The sequence below is a fragment of the Sphingomonas sp. PvP056 genome (assembly GCF_040549155.1).
GTDB lineage: Bacteria > Pseudomonadota > Alphaproteobacteria > Sphingomonadales > Sphingomonadaceae > Sphingomonas.
In genome coordinates, this window is the sequence record NZ_JBEPST010000007.1 from 244,002 (window position 1) to 260,031 (window position 16,030).

The window sequence follows — 16,030 nt, forward strand, 5'->3', positions numbered from 1 at the left end:
CGCATGATGTTGCGATCGTTTGGCCAATGGGAAGTGCGAAAGGCCCGCACCACTAGAAAGTCCGCCTCAAAATGCCGGTCGGTTACGATGGCCCAAGAACTACCCGACTCAGCTTGGCGCTCGTTTGTCGCTTCGAGCACTGCTGCGAAGAATGGCATCGATCGCCCGCAATTTCTGCAACCGGTTTGGCGGTTCGTTCGTCAGTCCGCTGCTGCGCAACCAAAGCGCCGTCGTCGCTTCGGTGTAAGGCGCCCATCGCGACAGACCGACGCCGTTCGGATTGCCAGTTCGCATGAAGTTGATCCAGTAACGCTGCATCTCGGCGCTCAGCGCATTGTCAGCGGCTGACCACCGTCGCTCCGGGTCGTCGTTTCCCCATACGAACCCGAGTTCATCGGAATGCACCGCCCCGCTTGTACGCGACCCGTTCGCTCCCGGTGGCGGGTTGTCGAACTGGTACAGGAATACGAGAAGACCCTCCCCGTCCTTTCGGGCCTCCGCAATGCTCCAGCTTCGCCACCCGAACCCGACATCGCTCATCAAGTCCTGTGCGGCGTGCGTGGCACCGGCTTCGGTGGCGGCAGGGTACAGGTGCAACAGCTCACTGGCGACCGGGCCATAGCTCTCGTGGGCGGAGGCGGCGTAGCCGGCAAGTGTCGCATGATCGATGAAGCGGGCTGCTTCGTTGCTATTCCAGCCAAGAAGGAGAGGAAAGCCCGGCTCCCCTCTGCGACGGTACGCAGCCGTGATGTCGATGGGAACGATCGTCCCATCCTGTATGGGGCTAGTAATCGAACGCGGTGCGCCGGGCGCGATAAGGGCTGAGGTTGGGAGAGCACGGAGCTCGTCAAGCGACCTCGCGCCGAGTTTTTGCCCGAACGCTGCACCAGCTTCTTCCGCTCGTTCGAGACTATCGCCCGCTCTAGTTCCGGGCAGGTCGAGCGCCGCACCGCTTTCGAAGATCGCTTTCTGAAACAGTCGGCGCGCCAGTGGTGATACCGTGACCAGCATCGCCGAACCTCCTCCTGCCGACTGTCCGGCAACGGTCACGTTGGCCGGATTACCGCCGAACCGTGCAATGTTTGCGTGAACCCACCGCAATGCCGCGATTTGATCCAGCAACCCGTAGTTGCCGGACGAGCCTAGCGGCGATTCCTTACTCAGTGCCGGATGAGCAAGGTAGCCGAGCACGCCCAGCCGGTAGTTAACGGTAACAATCACGGCGCCGCGACGGGCGAGTTTGCTGCCTTCATACGTGCCCTGAGAGCCTGCGCCCGCCGTGTAGCCGCCGCCATGAAACCACACGAGCACAGGTAGGCGCGCGCCACCTCCCGTGCGTGGAGTCCAGACGTTGAGCGTCAAACAGTCTTCGCTGGTACGATCGAGGTCGTGTCCGGCCCACGTGACCGGAGCCTGCGGGCAGACTGGTCCAAAAGCCGAGGCCTCTCGGACGTCCGGCCATCGTGGTGCCGGCACTGGCGGCCGCCAACGAAGCTTGCGGACCGGGGGCGCAGCGTATGGGATTCCCTTGAACGTTAAGACACCCTTGTTTGTGGTTCCGGATACTCTGCCCTGTGCGATCGTCACGACGGGGCTGGCCCAACCCGGCGTGGCCATAAGCACGAGCAGAAGCGATAACAGGCGCGTCTTCATAGATCTACTTTCCGTTCAAATACCCGCTATCCTTGGTGAATTATGGCATGTTGCTCGGCATGCCGACTAGCTGTCGGTGCTCAAAGTTCAGGTCTTCACCTACCATTCTGGTTGGCAGAACCCAAAGCAGCCGTTTGCCAACAGTTTTCAGCTACTCAACTTCGGCCATTCGTTCACGCGGCGACGACGAGCGCTGCATAGGCGTGACGATCCTGACGTTAAACGGCTCGCCACTTCGACGCGGAAAAAGACATCAGCACGACACATAAATTGGTATAAGTCGGCATTGTGCGGTGCGCCGAAGGAGATCGTTATGTCGTTCATCGTCAACAGAAACGCCGTCACGGGACCGGCGGACCCTCGTGTATCGCTGCTGGATCACCTCCGGGAAACGCTTCATCTTACTGGCACGAAAAAGGGCTGTAACCAAGGTGCGTGCGGGGCGTGTACGGTGCTGGTCGATGGCGAGCGAATCCTGTCCTGCCTCGCGTTGGCGGTCCAGTATGACGGCCGTCAGATCACGACGATTGAGGGCCTGGGCGAGGCTGGGACGCTTCACCCGTTGCAGACTGCCTTCATCGAATATGACGGCTTCCAATGCGGATATTGCACGCCGGGGCAAATCTGCTCGGCGATCGGCATGGCGGCGGAGGCGCGCCGCGGCGTTCCTAGCAACGTCAGCGCCAACCTATCCGACAACGTGACGCTGACCCGCGAGGAGGTTCAGGAACGGATGAGCGGCAACCTGTGCCGTTGCGGCGCGCATAACGGCATCATCGATGCGATCCAGGCGACAATCACGTCGGAACGCGTCACGGAAGTAACGGCATGACCCCCTTCAGCTACACGCGCGCCGAAGATGTGTCGGATGCGGTGCGACTGAGCGCAGGCGATGCGACGGCCTTTCTCGGCGGCGGCACCAACCTCGTCGACCTGATGCGCGAGACCGTGGCGCGGCCGGACCGGCTGGTGGACGTGACCGGCCTGTCCAACGCGATCGCCGAGACCGCCGACGGCGGCCTGCTGATCGGCGCGGCCGTCCGCAATACCGCGCTGGCCGAGCACCAGGCGGTGCGGACACGCTATCCGGTGCTATCGCGTGCGATCCTGGCAGGCGCTTCGGGACAGATCCGCAATATGGCGACGGTGGGCGGCAACCTGTTGCAACGTACGCGGTGCACCTATTTCTACGATACGGACGGGTCACGATGCAACAAGCGCACGCCCGGCACGGGATGCGACGCTCGCGAGGGATTTAACCGCATCCATGCGATCCTGGGCGCTTCTGACGCCTGCGTTGCGACGCATCCATCTGACATGTGCGTTGCGCTGACGATGCTGGAGGCGACCGTGCATATCGAGGGACGCGATGGCGCACGGACGCTCGCCTTTGGCGATCTCCACCGATTGCCCGGCGACCGACCCGACCTCGACACGGTGCTGGCACCGGGCGAGCTCATCACGGCGATCACGCTGCCGCCGCTCGGCTTCGCGGCCCGCTCGACCTATCGCAAGGTGCGCGATCGGGCGAGCTATGCTTTCGCGCTCATCTCCGTCGCCGCGGCGGTGGAGATGGACGGCGACCGGATCGGCGACGTTCGGATCGCGTTCGGCGGTGTGGCGCATAAGCCTTGGCGCGCGACTAAGGCGGAGGCCGTACTGCGCGGCGCATCGCCCACCGAAGCCACATTACGCGCGGCGGCGGCCGCAGAGTTCGCCGACGCGCTTCCGCTTCGCGATAATGCGTTCAAGCCGGAACTGGCGACGCGGACCTTGGCCGCTGTGTTGGCCGACCTGGCGACGGGAGAAGTGGCATGAGCATCGTCGAGACCGCAAAGCAGGCAGTGCAGGGCCTGATGCAAGGGGCCGTGGAGAAGCTCGTGCCGCTGGCACCCGACAGCTGGATTCCCGGCGGCCGTCCTGACCCGCTGATCGCGCGCAAGCACGGGTTGATCGGCACACCCATATCCCGGCTCGACGGCGCGCTGAAGGTTAAGGGCGAGGCGACCTTCGCGGCGGAATTCCGCTTCGACGACATGGCGTATGCGGCGCTCGCTTATGCGACGATCCCGCGCGGGCGGATCACGGCGGTCGACAGCGCGGCCGCGGAAGGCGCGCCAGGCGTCGTACTGGTAATGACCCACCGCAACGCGCCGCGAATGAACAAGCCGGGCGTGTTCGGCTCGTCGCCGACCGCAGTGGGTCCTGCCGACCTGCCGATCCTGCAGGATGACCGCATCCACTGGAACGGCCAGCCAATCGCCTGCGTCCTCGCCGAGACGCAGCATCAGGCGGATCACGCCGCGTCCCTTCTCCGCTTCATCTATGACGAGGAGCCATCGACGACCAGCCTCGACGGCGCGAAGGCCAACGGCATCAAACAGGGCCTGTTCATGGGCCAGCCGTTGCTCAACGAGATTGGCGATGCCAAGGGGGCGCTTGCCGCCGCGCCGCATGTTGTCGATCAGGTCTATCGCACCCCACGCCACAACCACAATCCGATCGAACCGCATGCCGCGACGATTGCATGGATCGATGGCGAACTGGTGATCCACGACGCAAGCCAGATGGTAACCGCGCAGGCGCAGACGATCGGAGAGGTGTTCGATCTCGATTTTGCACAAGTCCGTCTAACCTCCCCCTATGTCGGCGGGGGATTCGGCAGCAAGGGTCTGTGGGATCACCAGATCATCGGTGCCGCCGCCGCCAAGCTGGCACAGCGACCGGTGCGCATCACGCTATCGCGCGAGGGCGTGTACCGGATCGTCGGCGGACGATCCCTTACCGAGCAGCGTGTCGCGATCGGCGCGACCGCAGATGGTGACTTCGACGCGCTCATCCATACTGGCCTGTCGATCATGACCCCACACAACAACATGCCCGAACCGTTCATCTTGGGGACGCGCGCGGCCTATGCCTGCCCCAACATTACCCTGCAGGTGGAAATCGCCAGGATGAACATGCTGGCGAACACGTTTATGCGCGCGCCGGGAGAGGCGGTCGGTACTTTCGCACTGGAATGCGCAATCGATGAACTCGCCGTCGATCTCGGCATGGATCCTGTGGAGCTGCGTATCCGCAACGAGCCGGACAAGGACCCAACATCGGGTCTAGCCTTCTCCTCACGGCACATCGTCGAGGCGTGGCGGTCGGGCGCCGAGCAGTTCGGCTGGGCAGATCGCCCCGCCGTGGCAGGCGAGCGCCGCGATGGCGAGTGGCAGGTCGGCATGGGCTGTGCGACGGGCACCTATCCTTATTACCGCATGCCAGGTGCTCAGGCGCGCATCACACTCACCCGCGACGGTGACACGGTGCGCGCGAAGATCGAGGTTGCGGCGGCTGAGATGGGCATGGGGACGTCGACCACCACTGCCATCGTCGCGGCGGAGCGCCTGGCGCTGCCGATGGAGTGTATCGAGGTCGGCTATGGTGACTCTTCGATCCCGGGGGCAATTATGGCAGGTGGATCGCAGCAGACCGCAGCGATCGGCGCCGCGGTCATCGGCGCACAGAACGCGCTCGTCGCCGAACTCCTTAAGCTCGCCGGCAACGATTCGCCTCTCGCGGGGCTGTCGGCGGACGAAGTCGGCAGCGAGGACGGCGGGCTTGCCAAGCGTGACGATCCGACACGGTGGGAAAGTTACGCGTCGATCCTGACACGCGCACATCGCGACTGCGTCACCGTCACCGAGGCGGCGTCGCAGCCCCTCGAACTCATGCATTGGTCGATGCATTCGCACAGCGCGATCTTCTGCGAGGTGCGCGTCAACGCGATCACCGGCGAAACACGCGTCAGCCGCATCCTCGGATCGTTCGATTGCGGTCGAATCCTTAACCCCAAGACGGCGAAGAGCCAGTTTCGCGGCGGCATCATCATGGGGCTGGGCATGGCGCTGATGGAAGAGACCCAGTTCGACGAACGCAGTGGCCGGATCATGAACCCCAGCCTCGCCGAGTATCACATTCCCGTGCACCTCGATGTGCCGGAGATCGACGTTATCTGGACCGATATCGCCGACCCTCATACACCGATGGGTGCCCATGGTATCGGCGAGATTGGTATCACAGGCGTAGCGGCGGCCGTTGCCAATGCGGTCTACAACGCGACGGGTAAGCGCGTGCGCGATCTGCCGATCACGCTGGATAAGCTGATATAGGTTGGTGGGTTAGCAGGAATGTGCTTCTTTGACCCAAAGCCGGACATACATTTTGCCCCAAAGTCGGGCATTCAGAGGAGGTCTCCAGCTTCCCAACATCGGCCATTCGTCCATCCGGCGGCACAGCTGCTCAATGAAAAGCCTGACGTTCGAACAAGCTGCACGACATGCAGCTCCGGTGCCGATATGCTCGCACTTGGTGAGGTTTCAGGATCTCAGCCGAGCGCTTGCGCCTGTGCCCAGACGGCGAACATTTCCTTCCAGCGCCGCGCTGGCTCCCCCGTCGGACCTGCAAGACCAAGGCCGTGCTGACCAGCTGCAAATAGATGCGTCTCTACGTTCAAACCCGCAGCCTTAAGCGCAGAGCGCATCTCGACGGTGTTCTCGACTGATACGGTCGTGTCGTCCTCTGCATGGGCCATGAAGAAGGGCGGCGTGGCCGCGGTGACGTTATGCGCGGGACTGTGCGCCCGCTGCGTTTCGACCGAAGGATTTGGCCCGAGAAGCATATCGCGCGAGCCTCCATGCGCTAACGGCAGACTCATGGACTGGACCGCATAGATGGGTGCCGCAATCGCGGGGCGCGCGCTCAGCCTATCGGCAGCATCCACCGGGGCGTACACCTTTGCATCGTAACGGGTGGCGAGATCGCCGCAAACATGGCCTCCAGCAGAGAAGCCAAGCGCGCCAACCTTGTCCGGATTAACACCATAGTGAGCCGCACGCGACCGGATCAGCCGCATCGCACGCTGCGCATCGGCCAGCGGCACATCCGCCCGGTTCGCCCAGCCTTCGCCCGGGAGCCGATAGTATAGGACAAAAACTGTCCAGCCGCGCTCGCTAAGCCAGGGCCCAACCTGGTAGCCTTCTACGTCAATAACGATCACCGAATAGCCGCCGCCAGGCGTCACCAGCAGCGCAGCGCCATTCGGCTTGGTCGGACGGAACACCTTCATGCGCGGGCGAACGATGCCCTTTACCATACGGCCGTGATGCTGCTCATTCCCGGTTTCAATTACTTGCTCGACCGGCAGGACGGCGGGTGCGCCGGGCGGGGTGCCAGGCCACAGATCGATCTCCTCTGCAGGATAAGCGGGCCAGGTGCCAGGTACGGCAGCACGCGCCGTAGAGCCGAGGAAACCGGCAGCCATACCGGCCAACAGTGTTTCGCGACGATTTAGCATAAATGCTGATCTCCCACTTTGGAAAGGGTCATCACTGGCAGATTGGCTCGTGTCAAAGCTATTTGCTCCTACTTAGCGACCGCGCGTCGAGATGAACCGGCCTTTGCAGCTGGCGGACGGAAAAGGGCCAGAAGCGGGCGTCAGAAAGCACTCAGCCCATTCCCGGAAGTGGACCTTCGTTCACCTCCTCACCTATCGCACCTTATCTCGATTTCTGATTTGAATCGCTGCCCCATAAGCGCCGTGCGTGCGTTGAGCGCGTCTGGGTTAATGGAGATCTCGCGATGGCTACAATCAATGCTACCTTCGAGACGCGGCGCGAAGCCGAGCTGGCAGTCGAGCACTTAGTGCAAGAGCATGGGATAGACCGCGACGACGTAGAAGTTGGTGCGGAGGGCGACCAAAACAGCGCTGGGGTCGAGGCTAGCGGCTCGGACAACGAGACTGAGCTTGAGGACGGCACAGGAGACGAAGCTGCCCTGAACGGCCGCATCTCACTCTCTGTAACAGTTGATGGCGAGGAAACCGCTGAATTCGTGCAGGGGGTCCTCGAAGAATATGGCGGAGATGAGATTACGATCGAAGGATGATGTCCTCGATGTCCCTGGCGTAATTTCCTAGCCACCAAGTGCTGCTCCAAGAAGGTCTCGGAATTGGGCCTTAGCAGACCGGACAGCGTTGGTGACTAAGACCCAGTTGCGGCCATTCGCGACCCCTTTTCGTGTTTTCAACTTCGGCCATTGGTTCATCTCGATAGTACGGTCGCATTCCGTACGCTGGACGGTCTGCATAGACGGCTTCGAGTGGGGAAACGCCAGTCCGATCAAGGAATGTCGCGCTCAATAAAGCCTCTAATCCGTCGCGATTCGAGTTCCTTTCGCAGCACCCCGACCAAGGCTGCTGCTGGCATGGCACGAGACAGTGGCGCACCTTGCCCTGCCCATTGCGCCCCAAAACCGTGTTGCCCTTGCGCCTTGGCAGCCGCGTGCAGCGCCTTTCCCGCATCATAGGCAATAGGATAATCAGGCGGTCGGCGTTCATCGACCAACTGACTCAGAGCCGTGAACCGGTTGGCCAGCGCACGCGCGGGTCGACCAGAAATAAGCGACGTGAGGACGGTGTGGTAAGCGCCCGCACCGGTGAGAGCCGCCCGGTATGCATCGTCTGCGGCCGACTCCGGGCACGCGACAAAGGCAGTTCCCAGTTGCGCTGCCGATGCGCCGAGGTCGAGCGCCGCGGCGATGCCGGCACCGTCCATCATCCCGCCAGCAGCGATGACTGGTAGGTTGTTTTTGCGCACCAGCAGCCGGGTCAGCGCGAATACGCCGAGCGCGTCGTCGGGCGCGGTGGGGTCGAAGACACCCCGATGCCCGCCAGCCTCGATTCCTTGAGCGACTACCGCGTCGATCCCCGCCGCCTCGATCGCGTGTGCTTCGTCGATGCTGGTCGCGGTCGCCATGAGGTAGATACCGCGCGTTCGCAACGCCGAGATCACGTCGGTGGACGGCAACCCGAAGTGGAAGCTGACCACTGGCGGCGCGAGATCGAGCATCACCGCCAACATGTCGGGATCATCTGCGAAGCTTTTGTAGATGATCCTGAGCGCCCTCGGGGGTTCTGCGCCGTACTCGGCGAACAGCGGGGCAAGCCAGTCCAGCCATTGCGCTTCCCGCGAAGGATCGGCCTTTGCGCTGGCGTGGACGAAGACGTTGACGTTGAACGCACGGGTCGTGCGGCTGCGCACTTCCTCGATCATCGATTGTGCGCCGGCGGCGTCGGTCGCGCCCACTCCGATCGACCCCAAGGCTCCCGCCTCGGATACCGCTGCCGCTAGCGAAGGTGTGGCGACGCCGGCCATCGGCGCCTGGATCAAGGGCACCGAGAGTTCGAGCCGATTGATGAGAGACATACCTACGGGATCCAACCGTTAACGATCGTCGGCTTATGACTACGCCAGCGCATTAAGTGAATGGCGCCAAGTGGGCGAACGCGGATCATCTGCCCTTTAACCGCTACAACCGAAAGACGGTCAGTGGTGACAACCGTTCGTTCGTTAAGGTGCTGCGGCTGGCACCAAATCGTCTTGAGGACGCTAACGCCATAACGGATTGGATAGTTTGTCGGAGCCGATCGTTCGGTTAGCCTCCCCGCATTGATCCAGGAGTCGGTTCTTGACCAACGTTGCACTCGTCGCCGGTTCGGGCGGCATCATCGGCAAGGCTCTGCTCGAAGAGATCGCCGGAACGGCAGGCTGGCGTGGGGTAGCCCTGTCGCGTAGCCATGGTGATATTGTTGCGGATCTTAGCGACGCCGAGGCAAGCCGAACTGCACTGGCGAACGCGAGCGATGTCACTCACCTTTTTTATGCGGCCTACGGGCCAGGCGGCGGCCTGGCAGAGGAGGACGAGCGCAATTCGTCCATGCTCCGTAACCTGCTCGACGGTTTGGAGGCGGCCAGCGCGCCGATCGAGCGAGTGGTGCTGTATCAGGGGGCAAAGGTTTACGGCGTTCACCTCGGACCAGTAACGACGCCATTCTATGAGGACGAAAACCCGCGACCCATCGGGCCGAACTTCTATTTCACTCAGGAACGCGAGCTGCAACTGCGTCGCGCCGCCGGTGGACCAGAATGGGCGATCCTCCGGCCGGACGTTATTGTTGGCGACGCAGCCGGAAATGCAATGAATATCGCGACGGTGATCGGCACCTACGCCGCATTGTCAGCCGCCGACGGGGCAGCGTTCCGTTTCCCGGGCTCTCGTACGACCTACGATGACTGTTTAGTCCAGGTGACGGATGCACATGCGCTGGCGCGCGCGAGCTTGTGGGCCGCTACCGCTAGCGAAGCAGCGGACCAGGCGTTCAACTACGTTCACCCGCCGTTCCGCTGGCGGCGCATGTGGGACAAGGTTGCCCGGCATTTCGGCATTGAGACTGGCGAGCCTATCCCCTTCGCGCTCACTACCCATATGCCAGCGCTCGAGCCCGTTTGGCGGCAGATATGCGCGGGCTTACTCCAGACCGATTTCACGAAGGCGGTGGGGTGGAGATTTGGCGACTTTATCTTCGGCACCGAGGCTGATGTGATCTCCGACATGACCAAGATCCGCCTTGCTGGCTTTCAAGAGGATCGTGACCCCGTTGACGCGTTAATCCGAGCAATCGAACGTCAACAGGCTGCGGGTGTGATTCCTCAAATCAAGCCAGCCAGTTAGCTGGCGCTTTGAGAGCTTGGTCGAGCGCGTCGCGAACGAGGTGGCAGCCCCCTGACGGCTAACGATAGCGGGTTGCCTTACATCCGGACGTCTAGCCATCCTTACCCGTCGCGACGTGCAAACAGTCGTTCAGCTCACAAGCTTGAGATTGTTTACTGGGTCAGCGGGACTAATCGCACCGGAACGCCGGCTCGTAAGCGAATAGGCCTGGCAAGCCACCCGTCATGACGAACAATACCGGTTCCTCATTCCGCCACTCCCCTTCTCGGATCGCAGCGATGAGGCCAGCAAAAGCCTTCCCGCCATAGACCGGATCAAGCAGCAGCCCTTCAGACCGGGCGACCAGTCGAACGGCTTCGAACATAGCGTCAGTCGGCACGCCGTAGCCCTCGCCGAGTTGACCGTCAGCGACGACTATGTCGCCTCCTACGAATGCAGTGGCCGGATCAATTAGCGCCAGGGTCCGCGCCGCAAGGTCAGTGGTAACTGCCCGCGCGCGTTCAATTGAAGCAAGGACGGTGAATGATTCGATCCGGCCGGGCTCGTCTCCGGCCGCCTTCATACCCGCAGCCAAGCCGGCATGCGTCCCAGAACTGCCGTTCGGCACAATGATCCGGCCGAAGCGAAGCCCCAGTTCCAGCTCTTGAGCCATGATCTCCTCTGCACACAGAACGTAGCCGAGGCAGCCGAGCGGCGAAGAGCCACCAGACCCGACAACATAGGCGCGGCGCCCCTTGACGGACAGTTGTCCAGCGCGCTCCTGAGCGACCGCTAAGGCATCAATATTGCCTGGTCTTCGATGGCAAATTGCGCCGAACAGATTGTCGAGCAGCACGTTGCCGTTGCGCCGGTAGGCTTCGTCATCGCGCGCGACGGTATCGGTCAGGACCAGCTCGCAAGAGAGCCCCGCGCGCGCTGATGCCGCCGCGCTCAGTCGGGCATGGTTCGATTGCCGTGCGCCTGTAGTGATGAACGTATCGCAGCCTTGATCCAGTGCCTCGCCGATCAGAAACTCCAGTTTCCTGAGCTTGTTGCCGCCCCCACCGACGCCCATCAGGTCGTCGCGCTTGACGTAGATCGGAGGGCAGCCCCCGCATCCAAGCGCCTGCTCCAGCCGCGTCAGGCGCTGGATCGGCGTGCGCCCCTCGAGCAAGATAAATCTAGGTCGTTTCTCAAGCTGAGTTAGCATCGATCGTTCCGGTCTAGCGGTAGGTGTCTTTGTGGCAGCTTCGGGCAACCTCGTCACGCTCAGGAACACATAGGCGGTCATTCGCACAGTTGCGCATTAAGACCCGTTTGAAGGTGGCGGTGCAACTCAGGCATCTGCGTCGACCCAAACCCCGCCATTCCCAGCGCTTATTCGCCTCTCCAACTTTCGACGTTCATTCAGCTTCCGATGTGGCGCGGTCTCGACCGCTGACCCACGCTTGCGTCCTGGTCGTTGCCGCGCGGATGCGGTGAGCACGTTGATCACCAAAGGTGTCAATCACAAGATATCCCAACAACCCACGCGCTATTGGGCAGGATGGTATCGAGCACCCGAGTGTTCACGCAGCAGCGGTTTTCGAGCGTGCCCTTGGGCATTGTTCGGTCAGCTCGGGAACGGTGCGCACAGTTGAGCGGTTTGCAGATGACCAAAGGGCAATCTTGTCCAAGGTACGAAAAAGGATCGCGCGCCATGGCTGCTCCGGAAGATCTCATGGAAATCTACACCGACGAGCTGAAGGATCTCTGGTCCGCCAATGATCAGATGAAGAAGGTGCTGAAGAAGATCACCACGAAAGCCAGCGACGCGGCGCTGAAAGAGATGCTGACCAACTCCCAGGCCGGCATCGAAAAGCACACCGACGTGTTGAAGGAATTGATCGCCGCGAACGATGAGAAGGTCTCGAAAGAGCATTGCAAGGGCATGGAAGGCCTGGTGGCCGAAGCGACTAAACATGTGCTTGAAGAGGGACCCGACAAGGGTCCGTTGCTCGACGTCATGATCATCGCGCAATATCAGCGAATGACGCACTACGGCATTGCCGGCTTCGGCACCGCGGCGGCCTATGCAGAGGCGCTCGGCCTCAAGGCCGATACCAAAAAGCTCAAGGACGCCACCAAGGACATCTATGGCGGCGACGAATATATGACCAAGCTCGCGGAATCCACCGTCAACTTGCAGGCGGAAGACGCCTGATGCCACGCCCGCCGGCATCGGCCGGCGGGCGTCTTACCGATACAGCGTCCGACGCTTCGTGGGGTTGAGCGCGGGCAGAATCGACCCACTTCCGGTCATTCGTGGTCCAAGTGGGGCTTCCCCGAAGCGGTCATTCATTCATGTCGATCGGGACGCTTGATGTCATGATCGAATGTGTCCACTCAGCAATCTTGGATCGGGAGATCGAGGATGTCGGTGAAGGTCGTTGCGTTCGTATCGGTGAAGCCTGGACCGGAAGACGCCTTCGTCGAGGCGGCTAGGCCCTGCGTCGCCGCTTCACGCGCTGAAGCTGGCGTGTTGCACTATGACCTGTGGCGCGAAACCGACGGCGAACAGCGCTACCTCTTCAACGAGCTCTATGTTGATGATGCCGCCGTTGCTGCTCATATGGCTTCGGACCACTTCAAAGCATTCGGCTTGGCCGCACGCGACCTCGCGACAGCGCGACCGATTATCATCAAGGCGCTCGCGATCGACGGCGCCGATTGATTCGGCGTCTTCGCCCCACTCACCGAGATACACCAGTTTTAGTCGCTGTTACCCAGTCGACGGTTCCACGAAGCGGACGCTAATCCAAGTGATTCGATCGCACTGCCAAGCCAAACGGAGTTTGCACGCTGGATTTCGCGTCACAGGGGTATAGGCTTTCGGATCAAAAGGCGTAGCGGATCTGACAATATGGCATGGCTTCCTTAAGCCATCCCAAGAAGCGGTCGAGCCACTGCCGCTTCCAGCTCGCCTTGTATCGCAGGTTCCGCATACCAGACTGGCTCCACTTGGCCTCCTGAATGTCGGGCCGCCACAGCCATTCCTCGGCGCGGGGGTGCCACTGGAGGTTGAGATCATGCAGCCCCTCATTGTGGGTGAGAAAGATGACCTCGCACTTGAGCTGCGCCCTAGCCGCCGGCGAGAGCGCCGCGTCCAGCTCTGTGAACAGGGCCTTCCACTCCGCCTCCCAGTTCTCGTGAACGATCACGGGCGAGAAGTTGACATGAACCTCGTAGCCCGCGGCGACGAAGTCGTTGATGGCGGCGATCCGCTCCGACATCGGCGAGGTGCGCACATCGACTACTTTGGCGATCGTATCAGGCATCAGGCTGAAACGGATGCGGGTACGGCCTTGCGGATCGTAGTCGAGAAGGTCCCGGTTGACGTACTTGGTTGCGAAAGAGCCCTTGGCGTTCGGGATGTCGCGGAACGCAGCCACCAAGTCCCGGACGTTGTCCGACAGCGAGGCATCGACGGACAGGTCGCCGTTCTCGCCAAGGTCGTAGACCCAGTCGACGGGATCGATGGTGTTGGGCTCGACCTTGGGACCAAGCCGCGTGGCGTGCCGCGCGAGCGCACGGGTAACGTCGTCGACGTTGACGAAGACGCTGATTGGGTTGGCGTAGCCCTTCCGCCGTCCGACGTAGCAGTAGGCGCAGGCCATTGCGCAGCCGTTAGACGAGGATGGCGCGATGAAGTCGGCTGAGCGGCCATTGGGCCGCATCGCCATGCCCTTCTTGACGCCGAGCACGAGCGTTTCGCGCTTCACCCGCAACCAATCTTCAGCGAGCGCCGGATCGGCGAGCTGAGGTATTCGCCAGTGCCTTGCCACCTCGACCAATTCGGCATTTGGGAAGCGCGCCAGAACCTCCCGACCGCGTGGATACTCCCGCACCGCCGGCTCCACATAGATGAATTTGGGATCGATAAGGGTCCGGGGCAGCGCCATGTAGACGATATGGGGTTTCAGCGTTGGGGCCGCCATGTCCAAGGAATAGGAGGAACGTCACGGGTTGGCAGACGTCTTTGCAGCATGAACGCGAACAGCACCCCGGATGTCGCCAGCAAGACCGCTTTGCAGCCAAAGGTTCGCAGGCCAATCGCCGTAGGGGGCAAATCATGAGCGAGGCGAAGGAACTGGGGCTTCCCGAGGACGCTTTCGACAAGCAAGATGGCGAGGCGGATCTCGACTTTTACTCGGCCCCCCGCCTCGTCACGCACATCGACGACGCTGCGGTTGCCGCGCTGACCCGCCATTACGCGTCTCTACTCAAGCCGGGCGATCGCGTACTCGACCTCATGTCGAGCTGGGTCAGCCATCTGCCGCCAGACTTGGCTCTGGACGTCGTCGGGCACGGCATGAACACCGACGAGCTCGGGGCCAATCCATGGCTTGGCCGGTGGTTCGTGCAAGACCTCAATCGCGACCCGGTCCTCGTCGAGCCCGACGCCGCTTTCGATGCCGTTCTCATCTGCGTCGGCGTCCAGTACCTGCAGCGCCCGGTCTCGGTTTTCCGAGAATTACGGCGCGTGCTGCGTCCCGGTGGCGTGATCGTGGCCAGTTACTCTAACCGTTGCTTCCCCACGAAAGCCGTGGCGATCTGGCGCCACCTCGACATGGAAGGCCAAGCCACCCTTATCAGGCTATATTGCGAGAAGGCAGGCTTCAGCGACATCCGTCCGCTCGTACTCGCCGACGGGCGTTCCGGCGATCCCCTGATCGCCGTTGACGCCCACGCCTGACTGCGGCATTCGCTGCGGACCGGAGCGGTCTTTAGACCCACAAACCGACATCCGGAAGCTCTTCGCCGCTTCCCGAAACCGGCCACTCGTTCATCTGCTCGGTCGGGAGTGGCCGGGAATGTTTAAAGCCGCTGCACGCTGGCGCCGCGCTCGCGCGAGCCAATGTGCAACGGAGATGGATCATACAGCCTCAGCCTCCGCATAATTCATTGCGGCAAGGTCGGTGAGCAGATCGGGGCCTGCCGGCTCCCATCCCAACCGAGCCCTCGTCCAGACACTCGACGCTGTCATGTCAAGGGCGGCGAAGGGAGCCATCCAGCCGAAGTAGCGGTCGACTTCGTCTGACGTAACTGAGCGGACCGGCAGTCCGGTCCCCGCACCGATCGCCTCGGCTATCCTCCGGGCATCAATGCCTTCCTCCACCGACGCATGGTAACGCGCGCCTGGCTCGCCAATTTCGAGCGCCAAGGCGTAGAGCTTGGCGACGTCGCTGATATGCGCGGCAGCCCAGCGCGTACGGCCTTCGCCGAGGTACGCGACGGCCCCGGCACGGCGCGCCTCGACGATCAGCGGAGTGATCAGACCGGCCTTGGTGGTATCGTGCACCTGCGGCAGCCGAATGGTACGCACGTCGATGCGCCGGGCGATCAGCGCTGCGGCGGCAAGCTCCGTCACGATGCGCGGATTGGCATGTAGCGGGTTGAGCACATCCTCGGTCGCGGGACCGCCGTTGCGTGGCGTTCCGATACCGATGCCCGAAGTGATCAGGATAGGCTTGTTGGTCCCCGCCAGCGCATCGCCCATCGCAGCGATGTTGCGTTCGTCCTTTTTGGTATTTTCGACGAAGTTCGCGAAATCGTGGTCAAATGCGCAGTGAATGACCGCGTCGGCTACAGCGACCCCGCCGGTGAGCGTGTCGGGTCGTTCCAGGTCACCGCGATGGACTTCGGCCCCCGCCGCTTCGAGCTTCTGCGCACCGGCATCGGAGCGGGTGAGCCCGAGTACCTGATGGCCGCGGCCGAGTAACTCGGGGATGACGTGGGAACCGATGAAGCCGGTCGCACCGGTCAGGAATACGCGCATCAAAAATCTCCTCGTTGACCAACT

General features: G+C 62.1%; 14 protein-coding genes. 8 read left to right on the plus strand and 6 right to left on the minus strand.

Annotated features, from left to right (window positions below):
- Positions 1–108: 108 nt before the first annotated feature.
- Complete coding sequence (locus tag ABIC17_RS16845; protein ID WP_354283759.1) at positions 109–1,653, minus strand: carboxylesterase/lipase family protein; 1,545 nt, start codon at positions 1,651–1,653, stop codon at positions 109–111.
- Between the two features lie 313 nt (positions 1,654–1,966).
- On the opposite strand from ABIC17_RS16845, the gene ABIC17_RS16850 reads away from it, so the two are divergent.
- Genes ABIC17_RS16850 through ABIC17_RS16860 form a run of 3 tightly spaced genes read left to right on the plus strand, consistent with a single transcriptional unit; the run spans position 1,967 to position 5,810 of the window.
- Positions 1,967–2,485, plus strand: coding sequence for a 2Fe-2S iron-sulfur cluster-binding protein (locus tag ABIC17_RS16850; protein ID WP_354283866.1), 519 nt, complete (start codon positions 1,967–1,969; stop codon positions 2,483–2,485).
- Positions 2,482–3,471 (plus strand): FAD binding domain-containing protein, encoded by a 990-nt coding sequence (locus tag ABIC17_RS16855; protein WP_354283761.1) that lies wholly within the window; start codon positions 2,482–2,484, stop codon positions 3,469–3,471. The genes ABIC17_RS16850 and ABIC17_RS16855 overlap by 4 nt, the downstream gene beginning before the upstream one ends.
- The gene (locus ABIC17_RS16860) at positions 3,468–5,810 is read left to right on the plus strand and encodes a xanthine dehydrogenase family protein molybdopterin-binding subunit (RefSeq protein ID WP_354283763.1); all 2,343 of its coding nucleotides are present in this window, start codon (positions 3,468–3,470) and stop codon (positions 5,808–5,810) included. Before ABIC17_RS16855 ends, ABIC17_RS16860 begins: the two co-directional genes overlap by 4 nt.
- Before the next feature lie 215 nt (positions 5,811–6,025).
- Here ABIC17_RS16860 and ABIC17_RS16865 read toward each other — a convergent pair whose 3' ends face one another.
- Entirely contained in the window at positions 6,026–6,961 is a 936-nt protein-coding gene (locus ABIC17_RS16865) for an alpha/beta hydrolase (RefSeq protein ID WP_354283765.1), read from the minus strand.
- 317 nt (positions 6,962–7,278) lie between these two features.
- On the opposite strand from ABIC17_RS16865, the gene ABIC17_RS16870 reads away from it, so the two are divergent.
- Complete coding sequence (locus ABIC17_RS16870) at positions 7,279–7,584, plus strand: hypothetical protein (protein WP_354283767.1); 306 nt, start codon at positions 7,279–7,281, stop codon at positions 7,582–7,584.
- Between the two features lie 233 nt (positions 7,585–7,817).
- On the opposite strand, the gene ABIC17_RS16875 is transcribed toward ABIC17_RS16870, so the two are convergent.
- Entirely contained in the window at positions 7,818–8,903 is a 1,086-nt protein-coding gene (locus ABIC17_RS16875) for an NAD(P)H-dependent flavin oxidoreductase (RefSeq protein ID WP_354283769.1), read from the minus strand.
- 262 nt (positions 8,904–9,165) lie between these two features.
- Here ABIC17_RS16875 and ABIC17_RS16880 point away from each other — a divergent pair, with 262 nt between their 5' ends.
- Positions 9,166–10,209 (plus strand): Rossmann-fold NAD(P)-binding domain-containing protein, encoded by a 1,044-nt coding sequence (locus tag ABIC17_RS16880; RefSeq protein ID WP_354283770.1) that lies wholly within the window; start codon positions 9,166–9,168, stop codon positions 10,207–10,209.
- A gap of 169 nt (positions 10,210–10,378) precedes the next feature.
- On the opposite strand, the gene ABIC17_RS16885 is transcribed toward ABIC17_RS16880, so the two are convergent.
- Entirely contained in the window at positions 10,379–11,362 is a 984-nt protein-coding gene (locus ABIC17_RS16885) for a D-cysteine desulfhydrase family protein (RefSeq protein WP_354283771.1), read from the minus strand.
- A gap of 525 nt (positions 11,363–11,887) precedes the next feature.
- Here ABIC17_RS16885 and ABIC17_RS16890 point away from each other — a divergent pair.
- Positions 11,888–12,391 carry a ferritin-like domain-containing protein gene (locus tag ABIC17_RS16890; protein WP_354283772.1) on the plus strand — a complete coding sequence of 168 codons (504 nt, stop codon included), beginning with the start codon at positions 11,888–11,890 and terminating at the stop codon, positions 12,389–12,391.
- Positions 12,392–12,601: 210 nt separating this feature from the next.
- A complete protein-coding gene (locus ABIC17_RS16895) occupies positions 12,602–12,901 on the plus strand; it encodes a putative quinol monooxygenase (protein ID WP_354283774.1) in 300 nt (99 codons plus the stop codon).
- A gap of 163 nt (positions 12,902–13,064) precedes the next feature.
- On the opposite strand, the gene ABIC17_RS16900 is transcribed toward ABIC17_RS16895, so the two are convergent.
- Positions 13,065–14,129 (minus strand): spore photoproduct lyase family protein, encoded by a 1,065-nt coding sequence (locus tag ABIC17_RS16900; protein ID WP_354283776.1) that lies wholly within the window; start codon positions 14,127–14,129, stop codon positions 13,065–13,067.
- A gap of 170 nt (positions 14,130–14,299) precedes the next feature.
- Here ABIC17_RS16900 and ABIC17_RS16905 point away from each other — a divergent pair, with 170 nt between their 5' ends.
- Positions 14,300–14,923: a class I SAM-dependent methyltransferase gene (locus ABIC17_RS16905; RefSeq protein ID WP_354283778.1), complete on the plus strand. Its 624-nt coding sequence runs from the start codon at positions 14,300–14,302 to the stop codon at positions 14,921–14,923.
- A 180-nt stretch (positions 14,924–15,103) separates the two neighbouring features.
- Here the strand turns inward: ABIC17_RS16905 and ABIC17_RS16910 are convergent, their stop codons facing one another.
- Positions 15,104–16,006 carry an SDR family oxidoreductase gene (locus ABIC17_RS16910; RefSeq protein ID WP_354283779.1) on the minus strand — a complete coding sequence of 301 codons (903 nt, stop codon included), beginning with the start codon at positions 16,004–16,006 and terminating at the stop codon, positions 15,104–15,106.
- Between the last annotated feature and the right edge of the window lie 24 nt (positions 16,007–16,030).